At 68.3% G+C, this 16004-nt stretch carries 18 protein-coding genes; 5 read left to right on the forward strand and 13 right to left on the reverse strand.

From position 1 onward, the window contains the following. Positions 1 to 30: 30 nt before the first annotated feature. From LDO15_RS13830 to fabF, 4 genes are all read left to right on the forward strand, one after another. Positions 31 to 960 (forward strand): ACP S-malonyltransferase, encoded by a 930-nt coding sequence (locus LDO15_RS13830; protein ID WP_223979553.1) that lies wholly within the window; start codon positions 31 to 33, stop codon positions 958 to 960. Beyond that, complete coding sequence (locus tag LDO15_RS13835; RefSeq protein ID WP_223979555.1) at positions 957 to 2018, forward strand: beta-ketoacyl-ACP synthase III; 1062 nt, start codon at positions 957 to 959, stop codon at positions 2016 to 2018. The genes LDO15_RS13830 and LDO15_RS13835 overlap by 4 nt, the downstream gene beginning before the upstream one ends. A 194-nt stretch (positions 2019 to 2212) precedes the next feature. Next, positions 2213 to 2458, forward strand: a complete 246-nt coding sequence (locus LDO15_RS13840) for an acyl carrier protein (protein ID WP_120954578.1) — start codon at positions 2213 to 2215, stop codon at positions 2456 to 2458. A gap of 179 nt (positions 2459 to 2637) precedes the next feature. Beyond that, on the forward strand, positions 2638 to 3873 hold the full coding sequence (gene fabF, locus LDO15_RS13845) for a beta-ketoacyl-ACP synthase II (RefSeq protein WP_223979557.1): 1236 nt from the start codon (positions 2638 to 2640) through the stop codon (positions 3871 to 3873). 323 nt (positions 3874 to 4196) lie between these two features. Here fabF and LDO15_RS13850 read toward each other — a convergent pair whose 3' ends face one another. The 5 genes from LDO15_RS13850 to LDO15_RS13870 form a co-directional block, all read right to left on the reverse strand. Further along, complete coding sequence (locus LDO15_RS13850) at positions 4197 to 4700, reverse strand: DUF3145 domain-containing protein (RefSeq protein WP_026266435.1); 504 nt, start codon at positions 4698 to 4700, stop codon at positions 4197 to 4199. Positions 4701 to 4990: 290 nt separating this feature from the next. Continuing rightward, positions 4991 to 5917, reverse strand: a complete 927-nt coding sequence (locus LDO15_RS13855; RefSeq protein WP_223979558.1) for a tyrosine recombinase XerC — start codon at positions 5915 to 5917, stop codon at positions 4991 to 4993. A gap of 78 nt (positions 5918 to 5995) precedes the next feature. Then, the gene (gene dprA, locus LDO15_RS13860) at positions 5996 to 7183 is read right to left on the reverse strand and encodes a DNA-processing protein DprA (protein ID WP_223979559.1); all 1188 of its coding nucleotides are present in this window, start codon (positions 7181 to 7183) and stop codon (positions 5996 to 5998) included. Between the two features lie 90 nt (positions 7184 to 7273). Next, on the reverse strand, positions 7274 to 8821 hold the full coding sequence (locus LDO15_RS13865) for a YifB family Mg chelatase-like AAA ATPase (protein WP_223979560.1): 1548 nt from the start codon (positions 8819 to 8821) through the stop codon (positions 7274 to 7276). Beyond that, a complete protein-coding gene (locus LDO15_RS13870) occupies positions 8822 to 9178 on the reverse strand; it encodes a YraN family protein (RefSeq protein ID WP_223979561.1) in 357 nt (118 codons plus the stop codon). Positions 9179 to 9765: 587 nt separating this feature from the next. Here LDO15_RS13870 and LDO15_RS13875 point away from each other — a divergent pair. Beyond that, entirely contained in the window at positions 9766 to 10626 is an 861-nt protein-coding gene (locus LDO15_RS13875) for a transglycosylase domain-containing protein (protein ID WP_223979562.1), read from the forward strand. A 63-nt stretch (positions 10627 to 10689) separates the two neighbouring features. On the opposite strand, the gene LDO15_RS13880 is transcribed toward LDO15_RS13875, so the two are convergent. From LDO15_RS13880 to LDO15_RS13915, 8 genes are all read right to left on the reverse strand, one after another. Then, positions 10690 to 11016 carry a DUF2469 domain-containing protein gene (locus tag LDO15_RS13880; protein ID WP_018773443.1) on the reverse strand — a complete coding sequence of 109 codons (327 nt, stop codon included), beginning with the start codon at positions 11014 to 11016 and terminating at the stop codon, positions 10690 to 10692. A 102-nt stretch (positions 11017 to 11118) separates the two neighbouring features. Beyond that, complete coding sequence (locus tag LDO15_RS13885; RefSeq protein WP_223979563.1) at positions 11119 to 11784, reverse strand: ribonuclease HII; 666 nt, start codon at positions 11782 to 11784, stop codon at positions 11119 to 11121. Between the two features lie 10 nt (positions 11785 to 11794). After that, positions 11795 to 12823, reverse strand: coding sequence for a signal peptidase I (lepB, locus tag LDO15_RS13890; RefSeq protein ID WP_223979564.1), 1029 nt, complete (start codon positions 12821 to 12823; stop codon positions 11795 to 11797). Beyond that, the gene (gene lepB / locus LDO15_RS13895; RefSeq protein ID WP_223979566.1) at positions 12824 to 13504 is read right to left on the reverse strand and encodes a signal peptidase I; all 681 of its coding nucleotides are present in this window, start codon (positions 13502 to 13504) and stop codon (positions 12824 to 12826) included. It abuts the gene before it with no gap. 131 nt (positions 13505 to 13635) lie between these two features. Continuing rightward, complete coding sequence (rplS, locus tag LDO15_RS13900) at positions 13636 to 13995, reverse strand: 50S ribosomal protein L19 (protein WP_091256284.1); 360 nt, start codon at positions 13993 to 13995, stop codon at positions 13636 to 13638. A 256-nt stretch (positions 13996 to 14251) separates the two neighbouring features. Then, positions 14252 to 15046 carry a tRNA (guanosine(37)-N1)-methyltransferase TrmD gene (gene trmD / locus LDO15_RS13905; protein ID WP_223979568.1) on the reverse strand — a complete coding sequence of 265 codons (795 nt, stop codon included), beginning with the start codon at positions 15044 to 15046 and terminating at the stop codon, positions 14252 to 14254. Further along, a complete protein-coding gene (gene rimM / locus LDO15_RS13910; protein ID WP_223979570.1) occupies positions 15047 to 15652 on the reverse strand; it encodes a ribosome maturation factor RimM in 606 nt (201 codons plus the stop codon). It lies immediately after the preceding gene. 109 nt (positions 15653 to 15761) lie between these two features. After that, entirely contained in the window at positions 15762 to 16004 is a 243-nt protein-coding gene (locus LDO15_RS13915; RefSeq protein ID WP_018773450.1) for an RNA-binding protein, read from the reverse strand.

Genomic DNA, 16004 nt, shown 5'->3' on the forward strand with positions numbered 1-16004 from the left:
CTTCACGCGGTAATTTGGAAAGCTGGTTACGTGCTTGCAATCGTCTGCCCTGGACAGGGCTCCCAGACCCCTGGTTTTCTGGCCCCCTGGCTGGAACTGCCACCCGTCGCAGGCCTCCTGGCCTCCCTCAGCGAAATAGCAGGCATCGACCTCACCGCCCACGGAACCACCTCGGATGAGGAAACCATCAAGGACACTGCCGTCGCGCAGCCCCTGATCGTCGCCGCAGGCCTCGTGGCCGCAAAGTCCCTGTTCGACGTCGAACTCAGCTCGCTTCCGGTGCTCCTCGCCGGCCACTCCGTCGGCGAAATCACCGCGGCCTCGCTGGCCGGCGTCCTGACGGAATCTGAAGCCATGACGTTCGTCCGCGAACGCGCCAACAGCATGGCAGCCGCGGCTGCCGCCACCCCGACCGGCATGAGTGCCGTCGTCGGCGGCGATCCCGCGGACGTCCTGGCAGCCATTGAGGCTTCCGGGGCCACCGCCGCCAACGTCAACGGCGCGGGCCAGACGGTGGCCGCCGGTACCCTTGACCAGCTCAAGGCCCTCGCCGAGAACCCGCCGGCCAAGGCCCGGGTCATTCCGCTGAAGGTTGCGGGCGCGTTCCACACCTCGCACATGGCCCCGGCCGCTGCCGCCCTGCAGGCCCTGCGCCCGTCGCTGCATCCCCGGAACCCGCAGGTGCCGCTGCTGTCCAACTTCGACGGCGCGGAAGTCACCAACGGTGACGCCGTTGTCGACAGCCTGATTGCCCAGGTCTCCCGCCCGGTCCGCTGGGACCGCTGCATGGACACGATGGTGCAGCGCGGCGTGACCGGCGTGATCGAACTGGCTCCCGCCGGCACCCTGGCCGGACTCGCCAAGCGCGGCATGCCCGGGGTCAAGACCGTCACCGTCAAGACCCCGGACGATCTTTCCGCGGCCCTGGCCCTATTTGCAGAACTGGAGGGAGGGGCATGAGCGTTCCCACTCTGAAGCAGGCGCCCGTTCAGGAAAACACCCGCATCATGGGTGTCGGTGCCTACCGGCCCAGCGTGATCGTGACCAACGAGGACGTGTGCCAGTGGATTGACTCCTCGGATGAATGGATTCGCCAGCGCACGGGCATCGTGACCCGGCACCGCGCGCCCGCCGATGTCAGCGTGATCGACATGGCGGAGGGCGCCGCCCGCGAGGCACTTCAGAAGGCCGGCATCGAGGCCTCCCAGCTCGGCGCCGTGATCGTATCCACAGTCACCCACCCGTACGCGACGCCGTCGGCTGCCGCAAGCCTGGCCGACCGCCTCGGCGCGACGCCCGCCCCGGCCTTTGACATCTCCGCGGCGTGCGCCGGCTACTGCTACGGCATCGCCCAGGGTGACGCCCTGGTGCGCTCCGGTGCGGCCAAGTACGTCCTGGTGGTCGGTGCCGAAAAGCTCTCTGACGTCATCGACAATACCGAACGGACCATCTCGTTCCTGCTCGGCGACGGCGCGGGCGCCGTCGTGATCGGCCCCTCCGACACGCCGGGCATCGGCCCGTCGGTCTGGGGCTCGGACGGCAGCAAGTGGGATGCCATCGGCATGACCCACTCCATGCTGGACATCCGCGAACTCGCCCTGACCGGCAAGCACGGCGCCGCTGTCAGCGACGAGGAAGCCGCCGTGACTGACGCCTCCCTCTGGCCGACCCTGCGCCAGGACGGCCAGACCGTCTTCCGCTGGGCCGTGTGGGAGATGGCCAAGGTGGCGCAGCAGGCCCTGGACGCTGCCGGCATCCAGGCCGAGGACCTCGCCGCCTTCATCCCGCACCAGGCCAACATGCGGATCATCGACGAGATGGCCAAGAAGCTGAAGCTGCCCGAGACCGTCAAGATTGCCCGTGACATCGCCGACGCCGGCAACACCTCTGCGGCGTCCATCCCCCTGGCCACCCACCGTCTGCTTGAGGAAAACCCCGAGCTCAGCGGCGGGCTGGCGCTGCAGATCGGCTTTGGAGCCGGACTGGTCTTCGGCGCCCAGGTGATCGTGCTTCCCTAGGCGGCCACCCCTTTTCCCGAACTAAATACGTTCCGCCTGTTCCACCCTTGCACCGCATGTCCTGGTTTTGAGGTCCTGCTGCGCACACCACGCATTCCCGCACCAAGCCGAACCCCTCGGTTTGAATCATTTCCGCCCACGACGGCCGGCATTCCACCGGCAGCCGAGGGCAACAACTAGAAAAGGAGCCATCAATGGCTAGCAACGAAGAAATCCTGGCCGGCCTGGCGGAAATCGTCAACGAGGAGACCGGCCTGGCCCCGGAGGCAGTCGAACTGGACAAGTCCTTCACCGAAGACCTGGACATCGACTCCATCTCCATGATGACCATCGTCGTCAACGCCGAAGAGAAGTTCGGCGTCCGCATCCCGGACGAAGAAGTCAAGAACCTCAAGACCGTCGGCGACGCCGTGGGCTTCATCGCCAACGCCCAGGCCTAAGTCTGGCTTCCGCCGGCAAAACGGCGGACCCGGTGGCCGGTCCGGGCGCTGCAGCAGCGCCCGGACCGGACCACCAGCACCACCACCAAGAGCACCACCACAGAGTTTTCCCCTCGCAGGCCCCGGCCATCCCGTTCGCGGTTCCGGATACGGCAGGCGCACCGACAGAGAGTGATCCCATGGCACGCAAAGTAGTCATTACCGGTCTGGGTGCCACCACACCCATCGGCGGCGATGTCCCCACGATGTGGAAGAACGCGCTCAAGGGCGTCTCCGGCGCGCACACCCTAGAGGACGACTGGGTGGCAAAATACGAACTGCCTGTCCACTTCGCCGCCCGCGCCACCACGCCGGCCCTCGAGGTCCTGAGCCGGGTCGAAGCCAAACGTATGGACCCCTCCACCCAGTTCGCGGTTGTCGCCGCGCGCGAGGCGTGGGCCGACGCCGGCATCACCGAGATCGACCACGACCGCCTCGCGGTGGCCTTCGCCACCGGGATCGGCGGCGTCTGGACCCTCCTGGATGCGTGGGACACCTTGCGCGAAAAGGGCCCCCGCCGCGTCCTGCCGATGACCGTTCCCATGCTGATGCCCAACGGCCCGGCTGCGGCGGTAAGCCTTGACCTGGGTGCCCGCGCCGGCGCCCACACCCCCGTTTCCGCCTGCGCGTCCGGCACCGAGGCCGTACACATGGGCCTGGACCTGATCCGCGCCGGCAAGGCCGACGTCGTGGTCTGCGGCGGCGCCGAGGCCGCCATCCACCCGATGCCGATCGCCGCCTTCGCCTCCATGCAGGCCCTCTCGCGCCGCAACGACGATCCCGAGCACGCCTCACGCCCCTACGACCGTGACCGTGACGGCTTCGTCATGGGCGAGGGCGCCGGCGCCCTGGTCCTCGAGGCCGAGGAACACGCCCTGGCCCGCGGCGCCCGGATCTACGCCGAACTGGCCGGCACCTCCGTAACCGCCGACGCGTACCACATCACCGCCCCGGACCCCGAGGGCCTCGGCGCCACCCGCGCGCTCAAGGCTGCCATGTTCGACGGCCGGATCCAGCCCGAAGACGTCGTGCACGTCAACGCGCACGCCACCTCCACCCCGGTCGGCGACAAGCCCGAGTACGCGGCCCTCAAAGCCGCATTGGGCAAGCACGTGGACAGCGTTGCGGTCTCGGCCACCAAGTCGCAGATGGGGCACCTGCTCGGCGCCTCCGGTGCCGTGGAAGCCGTGCTGACCGTCATGGCCATCTACGACCGCAAGGCGCCGGTGACCATCAACCTGGAGAACCAGGATCCGGAAATCCCGCTCGACGTCGTCACGACCGCCCGGGACCTGCCGGCGGGCAGCATCGCCGCACTGAGCAACTCCTTCGGCTTCGGCGGCCACAACGCCGTGATCGCGGTCCGCAGCGTGTAGTCGCACCGCACCCCCCCGCTACAAGAACGATGGCGGCAATGTTCCCTGGAACATTGCCGCCATCGCTCGTTTGAGGCCTGGCTGAAGCGGCAGATGTCCGCACCGGCGGGCTCGGCTTTGAGCGCCCTGTCGTCACCGGCAGGGTCTTCCGCGCAGCTGCTGATCGGACCCATCATGGGGGCCAGGCGCTGGGACGGTCCTGCGGCAGATCGTGTGGCGGCTGCCGGAATGACAGATGGCGGCAGCGTTCGTGAACACTGCCGCCATCTGCGATGCGGAGCCTAGCTATGGATAATGCTGCGATTTTGCCCCTGGTGCCTGCCTCAGCCGACCTGGTGGAGCCAGCGTACGGGGGCGCCTTCGGCGGCGTGCCGGAAGGGCTCCAATTCCTCGTCCCAGGCTTCGCCCAGGGCGAGCGAGAGTTCGTGATAGACGGCCGAGGGGTCGCCGGCGCCGGATTCGTAGGCGTAGCGGATGCGGTCCTCGGACACCATGATGTTGCCGTGGACATCGGTGGTGGCGTGGAAGATCCCGAGCTCCGGGGTGTGCGACCAGCGTCCGCCGTCGACGCCCTGGCTCGGTTCTTCGGTCACTTCATAGCGCAGGTGCGCCCAGCCGCGCAGAGCGGACGCCAATTGAGCCCCCGTGCCCGGGGTTCCGGTCCACGACAGCTCGGCCCGGAACATTCCGGGCGCGGCAGGCTGAGCGGTCCACTCCAGGTCCGTCCGCTTGTCCACGACAGACCCTATGGCCCACTCGACGTGGGGGCACAAGGCAGTCGGGGCCGAGTGAACGAACAACACACCTCGGGTCAGTGCAACAGACATTCCATCCTCCATAGCTGTAGGTACGTCTTCCCCAACGACCTCTGCCTGGATGTCTGTCTGTTGCGCGGATCCGAAATCATGCCGGCGGTCCCTGCCAGACTACAAATATACAACCGGGTTCCAAGCTGGGACGTGAAGCATTCCAGCTTCAAGCTCAACTTGAAACTTCCCGGGCGTGAGTTTTATTCTGCCCTACCCCTCCTAATTACGCCAGTAGGATTCGGCGCGTCTTTTCCGGCGCGCCGCACGGGTTGTCGGGCCGGGGCCGCGGGCGAGCTGCGTCCCGATCCTCAGGCCCGCGGGTGCGCCTGCTGATAGCTCTGGCGGAGCCTCTCAACTGACACGTGGGTATAGATCTGCGTGGTGGCGAGGCTACTGTGGCCGAGGATTTCCTGGACGGCACGAAGGTCCGCCCCGCCGTCAAGCAGGTGCGTCGCCGCCGAGTGCCGCAGGGCGTGCGGCCCGGTGGCGGCGGTATCCCCCAGCCCCTCGAGCATGTCCTTGACCACGCTGCGGACCTGGCGCTGGTCGATGCGTCCGCCGCGCGCGCCCAGGAAGAGGGCCGGGCCGCTGGTCCCGGTGGCGAGGGCCGGCCGGCCACGACGGAGCCAGTCGTCGACGGCGAGCGCCGCCGGCAGCCCGTAGGGAACTGTGCGTTCCTTGTTGCCCTTGCCGAGCACCCGCAAGGTCCTGCGGTCCGGATCGAGGTCGTCCACATCCATGCCGGCCAGCTCGCCAACCCGGACACCGGTGGCGTAGAGCAGTTCCAGCATGGCGCGGTTGCGCAACGCCAGCGGATCTCCCTCGGCGGAGGCGGCTTCCGCGCCGGCCACGAGCCGCTGCACCTGTTGCTGGTGAAGGACGCCGGGGAGGGTCTTCTCCCGCTTCGGGGCCTTCAGGCGCAGGGCCGGGTCGGCTTCGATCAGTTCCTCGCGGACAGCCCAGGCGGTGAAGGCCCGGGCGGTCGCGGCACGGCGGGCGAGAGTGGCGCGGGACTTGCCGGACTCGCTCTGGGCGCCAAGCCAGCGTCGCAGGGTTCCCAGTTCCAGCCCGGCAAGGTCCTGGACCCCCTCGGTCGCGGCGTGCGCGAGCAGGCTTTCAATGTCGGAGCAATAAGCGCGCACCGTATGGGCAGACCGTCCGCGCTCGGCCTCCAGATAACGGCCGAAGCGTGCGGCTGCGCCGTCCAACGCGGTGGGGAGTTTCTGGATAGACACGCTCTTACTCTGGCAGTAATCCGGCCGCATTCAAGGAGCCGGGCGGCGAGCCGCGTCATGCCGGCAGCGTTCATCGGGTCAGCTCGCTTTCCCGGAGCGTTTCCAGCCGCCCTGATGCGATTCGGCGAGACCCAACAGCCCCAACCGGCCAAGTCCTGCGCGGACCGACTCAGGGCTCAGGCCCGCCACTGACGCCAGCTTCTCGACCGAACTGGTGGCCCGCAGCGGCAGGGCATCGAGCAGGATCAGGTCCTCAAGCGTGAGGCCGTCGTGGGCCTCCGTCCTGCCGGGCTTGTCCGGGGGCAGGGACTCTCCGCTCGGGGAGGCGAGCTCGGCGATTTCCCCCGCATCCGTGACGCAGACGGCCCCGCCTTCCCGGAGCAGTCTGTGGCAGCCGGCGGAGTTGGCGCTATGGATGGATCCGGGTACGACACCCACGGCCCGGCCCAGGCTTTCGGCATGGTGGGCCGTGTTGAGGGCACCGGAGCGCCACCTGGCCTCGACCACCACGGTGACGGCGGCCAGCGCCGCTATGAGGCGGTTGCGCTGCAGGAAGCGGTAACGCGTGGGCGCGGAGCCGGGCGGGACCTCGGCCAGGACGGCGCCATGGTCCGCCACGGCCCGGAGCAAGTCCTCATTGCCGGCAGGGTAGAAGCGGTCCACTCCCCCGGCCATCACGGCAATGGTGGGCACGCCGCCGGCGGATCCGGCCAGGGCCGCCCTGTGAGCGTGGGCGTCAATCCCGTAGGCGCCGCCGGAGACGACGGTAAAGCCCCGCTGGGCCAGCGAATACGCGAGATCCCCCGTCACGGAAGCACCGTAGCTGGTGCTGTCCCGGGAGCCCACCAGTGCTATGGACCGGGCCGCCGTGGGCAGCTCCTGCTCCACGCCGCGCCACCACAGGCACAAGGGCTCCTGGAGGCCGAGGTCCGCAAGCTGCCGCGGCCACAGCTCATCCGAGGGAATGATGATCCGTCCTCCGAGCCGCTGCATGGTGGCCAGGTCCCGTTCGGGGGCGAGGTCCGGCAGTCGCGGCGCCCAGCGCCGCAGCGCCCCGCCTAGCCCCGACCAGCTGCTGCCGGAACCGCTGTCAGCCAGGATTCCGGTGATTTCCCGCTCAAGCTCCGGACCGGCGGTGAGGCCGCCGCTAACAATCCGCAAGGCATCCTGCGCTCCCGCGGCCTGCACCAGTGCAAGTGCCACCGCATCCTGCGGCTCGAACAAACGGGACAGGGCGGCCCGGGCTATCCGTTCGTCATCCCTCATCGTGGTTCCTTTCGCGGGGTGCAGGGTTCGGGGGCAGGCTTCGGGTGCGGGGTTCGGTTGTGGGATTGGTGCGGGGTGGTGCCGGCGGACTCACGGGGAGGCCGCGGCGGCCTGACGGAGGCCGAGCGCCTGCCCGACGTCGTCCGCGTCCGGCACGTCGCGACGGGACAGGTCAGCAAGGGTCCAAGCCAAGCGGAGCACGCGGTCGTAGCCGCGTGCGGTCAGGACACCGCGCTCCAGTGCGTAGTCCAGGATGCGCGTCGTGGGCGCATCGAGCCGCAGGACTCCGCGCAGCAGCCGCCCCGGCACCTGCGAGTTCGTCTCCATCCCGAACGGCAGCAGCCGCTCCAGCTGACGGTTCCGGGCAGCCCGGACCCGTTCGGCAATGACCGCAGTCGTTTCCTCGGCGGCTGCCTGGCCGAAGGCGGCGAGCGAGACCCGCTCCACCTCAAGCTGGATGTCGACCCTGTCCAGCAGGGGTCCGGACATCCGGGCCTGGTACCGGCGGCGCATGGTGGGGGTGCAGATGCAGTCAACGCCTTTCCCCGTCGCCTTGCCGCAGGGGCACGGGTTCGCCGCGAGGACCAGCTGGAACCGGGCAGGATAGGCCGCGGCTCCGGCCGAGCGGTGGATGACCAGCTCGCCGCTTTCCAGCGGTTGCCGCAACGCGTCCAAGACACCGCGGTCGTACTCCGGGGCCTCGTCCAGGAAAAGCACTCCACGGTGCGCCCGGGAGGCTGCCCCGGGCCGGGGCAGCCCGGACCCGCCGCCGATGATGGCCACCGCCGTCGCCGTGTGGTGCGGGTTCTCGTAGGGCGGCCTGCGCAGCAATTGCACGGAAGCGGACGGCAGCGAACACAGGGAGTGGATGGCGGTGACCTCCATGGCCTCGGTGTCGCCCAGGTCAGGCAGCAGGCCCGGCAGCCGCTCGGCGAGCATGGTCTTGCCGGCACCCGGCGGTCCGGTCAGGAGCAGGTGGTGGGCGCCGGCGGCGGCCACTTCCAGGGCCCGGCGCGCCGCTTCCTGGCCGGAGACGTCGCACATGTCCGGTGCCAGCGCGGGACTGCCGCCGGTGCCGGGTAAATCGGCGTCCTCGGGCTCGGGCTGGAAGTCGAGCGCCAGGTCCTGCGGATCCGCGCCGCAGTCGAAGGCGAGCCTGGCCAGCGTGGCATAGCCCCGGACCTGTGCGCCCGGGACGAGTTCGGCCTCGGCCACGTTGGCACGGGCCACGACGACCTCAGGGTAACCGGCCCGTACAGCGGCCATCACGGCCGGGAGGATGCCCCGCACGGGCCGCAGCCTGCCGTCCAACCCGAGTTCGGCGATGAAGACGGTGCGGCCCGTTGGCCGGATGTCGTTCGCCGCCAGCAGGACGGCCATGGCGATAGCGAGGTCAAAGCCGGAGCCGCGTTTAGGCAGCGACGCCGGGATGAGGTTTGCGGTGATCTTCCGGCGGCTCAGCGGGATCCCCGAGTTATGGGCCGCTGAGCGGATCCGTTCCTTGGCCTCGTTGAGCGAGGCGTCCGGCAGGCCCAGGATCACGAACGCCGGCAGGGTCTGGCCGATGTCGGCCTCGACCTCCACGATGTACCCGTTGAGGCCCACGAGGGCGACGGAATAGGTCCGGCCCAGAGCCACCTACCCCACCCCTTTGAGGTGCTCTACTGCGGGCTCCCCGACGCCGTCGTCAAGCACGGCGATCACGTCCACGCGGCAGGGCGGCATGCGCAGCCCCTGGACGCGGCACCACGCGGCCGCAAGACGGTGGAGGCGGGCCAGTTTGTCCGCACCGACTGCCTCGAAGGGATGCCCGTACGCGAGGGACCTCCGGGTCTTCACTTCCGCGATGACCAGCGCGCCGCCGTCGAGGGCGACAATGTCGATCTCGCCTTCCGGGCAGCGCCAGTTGCGCTCCACCACGCGCATGCCGAGCGATTCAAGATACCCGGCGGCGAGTTCCTCCCCGCGCCGGCCCAGCACATCCTTGGCTCTCATGCTTCCAGCGTGAAGCGCCACCAGGAACGAGCACAGGGACGACTTTGGCTATGTGGGAAACTTCGCCGAATCCATCCTGCCGGAGGCGGCCAGTCAGGCGGATCCAGGGTGGGCTCAGGGCGGCTGCTGGGCAAGCTCGGCCGGTGGTCAAAGTCGTGGCGGCATTGACGGGACGTGTTGAGGCGTTTGTCAGGCAACGAAACGTAGCCAATAACCGCCCGGGCCGCCTAGGCTTTTTCCAACCCCCGCACATTCAGCTGGGGCGCCCGCATTCGCTCCAAAGGATCGGCCCAAAGGATCGGCGTATGGAACACCGTGCGGCTCCGCTGGCGGAGGCCCCGCCGCCGGGAACCGAGCAGGCCACGGATCCGCCCCGCGAGCCGGATGGGCCGGCTGCCCCCGCCCGGCCTCCGGCAGCCCGCGATTCTGCAGGCCGCGGGCCTCTTGGGCGCGGCTCCCAAGGCCGCGACCCGCTGGGCCGCGAGCCAATAGCGAGCGGGCCACTAGCGAGCGGGCCACTAGGGAGCGAGCCTGCAGGGCGCGAGCCAAAAGCGCCCGCAGGGCGGGAAAGGAAGCCCGGGCACCGGGTGCGACGGCTCCTCGCCAGGATCCTCAAGCTTGCCCTCGCCATGGTGGTAGCCACAGAGCTGGCCACCGTCTCTTTCATCTGGTTCACTCCCCCGCGGACTGCCTACATGCTGGAGAACGGCGGCCCGATCGCCTACCAGTACGTGTCCCTGGATCACATCAGCCGCTACGTCATCGCCTCGGCCGTCGCCCACGAAGACCAGCAGCTGGGAACGCGGGTTGGCGCGTTCTCCTTGGACGATTTCCGCGACAGAGCCGTCGCCTACTTGCAGGGCAAGGATGACCCGAGCGGTTCCACGGTCCCGCAGCAGCTCGTGAAGAACATCTTCCTGTGGCCCGAACCGAACGCCCTGAGGAAGGGCCTGGAGGCAGGCCTTGCGACCGAGTTCAGCCTCACCCTGACCCATCAACGGATCATGGAGCTCTACCTCAACTACGCGCAGTTCGGTCCGAAGCTCTATGGCATTTGTGCAGCGAGCTGGTACTACTTCGACGAAGCGCCGTGGAACATGTCCGAGCATCAGGCTGCGCAGTTGATGGGGGTCCTGCCGCTGCCCACACTCGTCACCCGGGCGGCGGAAGGTGGCATCTATCTGGGCCCGGGCGTCCACCCCAAAGTGTGGGACTACGTCAACGGTGCGGCCAATGTGTGGGTCCCCCGGCAACTCGAGGTGCTCGGCGGATGGAAGGCGGCAGTCGCAACCATCGGTATCAGCGACACAGCGTCCGACCACGCGGCGGAGCGGGGACCCGCAAGCCCGGATGGCTGCAGTTCGTATCCCGAGAGTGTGCTGGACCTGCTGCGGCAGCAGGGCATTGCCCTGGACCGCAACGGGAATCCTGCGCCGCTAAGGGGCTAGGAAGCAGGGACTGGAAACGGAGCCCAGGAAACGGCGCCAGGAACCGACGCTGGCAATCCGGGTTTAGTTGCCCAGGTCCTCGACCTTGGGCAGGGCGAGTTCCTCGCTGCGCGGCAGTTCCTCGACGTTGACGTCCTTGAACGTGATGACGCGGACGCTCTTGACGAACCGGGCGGAGCGGTAGACGTCCCACACCCAGGCGTCCTGGAGCGTCAGGTCGAAGTAGACCTCGCCGTCGGCGCTGCGGGCCTGCAGGTCAACGTGGTTGGCCAGGTAGAAACGCCGCTCGGTCTCGACCACATAGCTGAACAGCCCGACGACGTCGCGGTATTCGCGGTAGAGCTGTAGCTCCATGTCGGTTTCATAGTTTTCAAGGTCCTCGGCACTCATGGTTCCATCTTGCACCATCCGGCGCCGGCCGCGCGCCACGTGACCGGCCGGCGGCGCGACGGTGCCGCTCTGCCAGCAGCGGCAGGCTAGAGCAGCGGCAGGCTAGAGCAGCTGCCAGCTGACCCGGTGGTACGGCGTGGGCCCGGCAACGCGGAGGGCTTCCTTGTGCGCGGCGGTGCCGTAGCCCTTGTTCTCGTCCCAGCCGTAGGCCGGGTATTCGGTGTGCAGCTCGCTCATCATGGTGTCGCGCTCCACCTTGGCGATGATGCTGGCGGCGGCGACGCTGAGGCACTGCATGTCGGCTTTCACGAGCGTGTGCACCGGGGCGTCGCAGCCCGGTTCGGCGGGTCCGTCGTCAAACAGTGAGGGCTGGAGATCGGGCGAGAGCCAGTTGTGGCTGCCGTCCAGCAGGACCACCTCGGGCGTGACGCCGGTGGCGAGCACCGCGAACCAGGCCCGGTTGCCGGCGAGCCGCAATGCGCCGATGATTCCGAGTTCATCGATCTCGTTCGCGGACGCGTGACCGACGGCAGAGGCAACACTCCAGGCCCGGACGAGCGGCACCAGCCGCTCCCGGTCCGCGACCTTGAGCAGCTTGCTGTCCCGGACATCGGCCAGGAGCTTCTGCCGCTGCAGGTCCACGACGGCGATCCCCACGCTGACGGGCCCGGCGAGGGCGCCGCGGCCGACCTCGTCGATGCCGGCGAGCAGCCGCGCGCCGGAGCGGCGGAAGCGGCGTTCGTAGTCGAGGGTGGGGGCATCGGACATGGCGGGCAGCTTACTTTCCGGCCGGTGCCGGCACGGCGCGGAACACGTCCGGATAGTTATCCAGTGCCGAAATCCTGCTCAGCGGCCACGCGATGACGGCAGCCTTGCCTTCGATATCGGCCTCGTCGACGAAGCCGCCGTTGGTGTCCATGTGTGCGCGGGAATCTGCGGAGTGGTTGCGGTTGTCGCCCATGACCCAGACCTTGCCGGCCGGCACGACGACGTCGAAGTCGCGGACCTGGGGAATCTCCGCGGAGTTGATGTACTTCTCGTTCAGCGGCGCGCCGTTGACGGTGAGCTGCCCGCCCGCGTCGCAGCACACCACGTGATCTCCGGGGAGACCGATGACCCGCTTGACCAGGTGCTGTTCCGAGTTGTCCGGAAGCAGGCCGACGAACGTCAGCCCGTCCTGCACCCACGTGAACGGCCCCTTCGTCTTCTGCTCGGCGGGGGCGAGCCAGCCCTGGCTGTCCCTGAACACGACGACGTCGCCGCGTTCAAGTGCGATGGGCTGCGGCACGAGGAGGTTGACGAAGATGCGGTCATTGACATCCAGGGTGTTGACCATGGATTCGGACGGGATGTAGAAAGCCCGGAACAGGAAGGTCTTGATCAGGAAGGACAGCACGATCGCCACGATGACCACCGTGGCCACCTCTTTCAGCCACAGGAAGAGCGGGCTGCGCCCTTCCCGGGCTTTGGCCTTCCTGGCGCGCCGGGAGTGACCGCCTGCGTGGGCGGGCCCGGCAGAACGCTCCCCTACGGACCGGTCGGACCGGCCGGACCGGTCGGAGCCGTCGGCACGCGATGCCGCGGCGCTTTCGCCCTCTGACGCCGCGCTGGCACCGGTCCCGGCAGCACCGCCCGCACCGGTCCCGGCAGGACGGCCCGCATCGTGGGCGTGCGGGTCATCGACCCGGGCCTGGGGCAGCCGGGTTGTGGAGTGCTCGGGCTGCCGCTCGTCGGGAATCGCCGAGGAGGTAACCCGGGGCAGGTCCTGGCCCTGCGGATCAGGAGTGCGCGGTTCTGTCTCGGGCATCTACTGTCCGTTCGTCGTCGTCGTTGTCGCGGCCGGTCCGGGCCGCGCTACTGCTGCAAATCTATCAAGCGGCCAGATGATCTGTACCGGCCGGCCAATGACGCGTTCCAGCGGCACCATGCCGCCGCCGGGGGCACCGAGGAGGCTTCGGGAATCGGCCGACATGGAGCGGTGGTCCCCCATGAGCCACAGCCGCCCGGACGGCACCTCGACACTGAACTTCGTCTGGCTCGGGGTGTCCCCCGGATACACATAGGGTTCCGCAACTTGCTGGCCGTTGACTGTGAGCCGTCCGCCGGCGTCGCAGCACACCACGCGGTCCCCGGGCAGTCCGATGACGCGCTTAACGTACGTGGTGTCGCTGCCGGCAAGGCCCAGCCAGCGTCCGGCTTCGGCCAGGGCGTCCACCACGGGGCCGTTGCCGCTGTTCAGCGGGGCGAAGGAGCCGCGGCCGTCGAAGACGACGACGTCGCCCCGGCTCAATGGCTGGCCCTGGAAGCCGGTCCGCGACACCAGGATCCGGTCCCCCGTGCGCAGGAGCGGTTCCATGGACGCGGACGGGATGAAGTAGATGTCCAGCCACAGCGAGCGGACCACGGCGCTGATGGCCACCGCGAGGACCAGCGCCGGCAACGCAAAACGCCAGCCCGGTTTCCTGGGCTGGCGTTTTGGCTGTTCCATGTTCCGTATCCCTTGGCGCTGTTGTGAACTAATGTGCGCTGTTGCGGATGGTTCCGGCGCCGCGTTAGCTGACGCGCCGGGTACGGTCCGTGGACCCGCGGTGGAAGACTGCGTTGGAAGTCTGGGAAGACTTACTTTGCGGTCTGGAAGTCGCGCTTTTCCTTGATCTTCGCGGCCTTACCACGCAGGTTACGCATGTAGTAAAGCTTGGCGCGGCGCACGTCACCCTTGGAGACGAGCTCGATCTTGTCGATGATCGGGGAGTGTACCGGGAAGGTACGCTCCACGCCGACACCGAAGGAGACCTTGCGGACGGTGAAGGTTTCGCGGACGCCATCGCCCTGGCGGCCCAGGACGAAGCCCTGGAAGACCTGGACGCGGGAGTTCTTGCCTTCGATGATGTTCACGTGAACCTTGATGGTGTCACCCGCGCGGAACTCGGGAACATCTGTGCGCAGCGAGGCTGCATCTACGGAATCGAGGATATGCATTGATCCACTCCTGGTGAACGCCACAGGTCACTCACGTTGGGTTACGGCGGACATGCCCGGGGGCGCATGCGGCCCGGAAATTTCCGCCGAAAGTTTGTCAATCCGGCCCTGTCAGGAATAGACGGGACCGGGGTGCCGGGCTGTTGGTGGCGCTCCCCCTGTGGCAGGTTCGCAACCCAGCAGGCACAAGGACTAATTTTGCCACATTCGGTGCCGGTTAGCCCAATCCCGGCGGTTATTAGCTCAATCCCGGCGGTTAGGCGTCGGGACGCCGCTTGAGCCGGCCGTCGACGACGTCGTACCCCAGGTCGGCGAACGCCGTGCGGTCCGCGCGGGGCAGCTTGCCGGCGTCGAATTCCGCCAGGAGGTCGGGGCGGCGTTCGGCGGTACGACGGTACTGCTCGTGCCGCCGCCACTGGGCGATCTTGCCGTGGTTGCCGCTCAGCAGCACCGCCGGGACGTCCCGGTCCCGCCAGCTGGAGGGCTTGGTGTAGACGGGGTACTCGAGCAGCCCATCGGAGTGGGATTCCTCCACAAGGGATTCGGGGTTGCCGACGACGCCGGGCAGCAGCCGCCCGATCGCCTCGACCATGGCGAGCACGGCGACCTCGCCGCCGTTGAGGACGTAGTCCCCCAGGCTCATCGGGCGCACCGTGAAGTGCTCCGCCGCCCATTCCAGGACCCGTTCGTCGATACCCTCGTACCGGCCGCAGGCGAAGACCAGCTGGGCCTCCTCCGCGAGCTGATGCGCGGTGGCCTGGGTGAACCGCTCTCCGGCCGGCGACGGGACAATAAGCACCGGCTTGCCCGATCCGGGTTCCCCGGTCTCCGCCACGGCGGTGAGGGCCTGCGCCCACGGCTCGGGCTTCATGACCATGCCGGCGCCGCCGCCGTAGGGCGTGTCATCGACCGTCCGGTGCCGGTCGGTCGTGAAGTCGCGGAGGTCGTGGACGCGCAGGTCCAGCAGGCCGTCCTGGCGGGCCTTGCCAATCAGGGACAGTTCCAGCGGGGCCAGGTACTCCGGAAAGATGCTGACGACGTCGATTCTCATCTACGCGTTGCCCTGCTCTTCCCGATTCTGGGCGCCGGTGGCCTCAGGGGTCACGGTGTCCTTCTTGTCAGCGGACGGCTGCTCAGGGGTCTCGTCGGCGTTGACCTCGAAGAGTCCGGGCGGCGGGGTGACGACGACGTACTTATCGCCCACGTTGACCTCGGGCACGATCTGTTCCACGAACGGGACCAGGATTTCCGCGCCCTCGGCCGTGGTGACCACGAGCAGATCCTGGACTGGCAGGGTGTGCAGTGCGGAGACCTTGCCGACCACCTTGCCGCCCACGCGGACGTCCAGGCCGACGAGCTCGTGCTCGTACCAGCCCTCATCGTCGTCGTCGGCGCCGATGTCCTCGGTCTCGATGAACAGCTTGGCGCCGCGGAGGCCCTCGGCCTCGTTGCGGGTCTCGATCTCCTCGAATGCCAGCAGCAGGATGTCCTTGTTCCACCGGGCACTGATTACGGTCAGCGGCCCCGCGGAGGCGGGTTCCACGATGAACTGTGTGCCGGGGACAAACCGGTCGCCGGGCGCATCGGTCAGCACCTGGACGGTCACTTCACCGCGGATGCCGTGGGGTTTGCCGATTCGTGCCACCTGGAGCTGCATCTGGTCCTCTGTTCGGGTTGGTCGGGGCTTGTTTGCGTGGAAAACAGTCCGGCCCCTCCACCATTGTCTGGTGAAGGGGCCGGGCTAAAGACAAGTAGTGCTGAACGCCTTAGCGGCGGCGGTCCGTGTCGACGACGTCGACCCTGACCGGCTCGCCGTCCGCCAGCGCCGCAACCACAGTGCGCAGTGCGCGTGCGGTCCGGCCCTGCCGGCCGATCACCCGTCCGAGGTCGTCCTGATGAACGCGCACCTCGAGGGTTTCCCCGCGGCGGTTGTTCTTCGCACTGACCTTGACGTCCTCGGGGCTGTCAACAATCCCGCGGACCAGGTGTTCGAGCGCTTCTGCCAGCAA

This window comes from Arthrobacter sp. NicSoilB8, assembly GCF_019977355.1.
GTDB lineage: Bacteria > Actinomycetota > Actinomycetes > Actinomycetales > Micrococcaceae > Arthrobacter.

Bases quoted from the DNA above. Each gene is read 5' to 3' on its own strand.
- fabF (WP_223979557.1), top strand. From the start codon at position 2,638: ATGGCACGCAAAGTAGTCATTACCGGTCTGGGTGCCACCACACCCATC.
- LDO15_RS13850 (WP_026266435.1), bottom strand. From the start codon at position 4,700: ATGTCTGTTGCACTGACCCGAGGTGTGTTGTTCGTTCACTCGGCCCCG.
- rplS (WP_091256284.1), bottom strand. From the start codon at position 13,995: ATGCATATCCTCGATTCCGTAGATGCAGCCTCGCTGCGCACAGATGTT.
- trmD (WP_223979568.1), bottom strand. From the start codon at position 15,046: ATGAGAATCGACGTCGTCAGCATCTTTCCGGAGTACCTGGCCCCGCTG.
- dprA (WP_223979559.1), bottom strand. From the start codon at position 7,183: ATGAGGGATGACGAACGGATAGCCCGGGCCGCCCTGTCCCGTTTGTTC.
- LDO15_RS13880 (WP_018773443.1), bottom strand. From the start codon at position 11,016: ATGAGTGCCGAGGACCTTGAAAACTATGAAACCGACATGGAGCTACAG.
- LDO15_RS13835 (WP_223979555.1), top strand. From the start codon at position 957: ATGAGCGTTCCCACTCTGAAGCAGGCGCCCGTTCAGGAAAACACCCGC.
- LDO15_RS13885 (WP_223979563.1), bottom strand. From the start codon at position 11,784: ATGTCCGATGCCCCCACCCTCGACTACGAACGCCGCTTCCGCCGCTCC.
- lepB (WP_223979566.1), bottom strand. From the start codon at position 13,504: ATGGAACAGCCAAAACGCCAGCCCAGGAAACCGGGCTGGCGTTTTGCG.
- LDO15_RS13870 (WP_223979561.1), bottom strand. From the start codon at position 9,178: ATGAGAGCCAAGGATGTGCTGGGCCGGCGCGGGGAGGAACTCGCCGCC.
- LDO15_RS13840 (WP_120954578.1), top strand. From the start codon at position 2,213: ATGGCTAGCAACGAAGAAATCCTGGCCGGCCTGGCGGAAATCGTCAAC.
- rimM (WP_223979570.1), bottom strand. From the start codon at position 15,652: ATGCAGCTCCAGGTGGCACGAATCGGCAAACCCCACGGCATCCGCGGT.
- lepB (WP_223979564.1), bottom strand. From the start codon at position 12,823: ATGCCCGAGACAGAACCGCGCACTCCTGATCCGCAGGGCCAGGACCTG.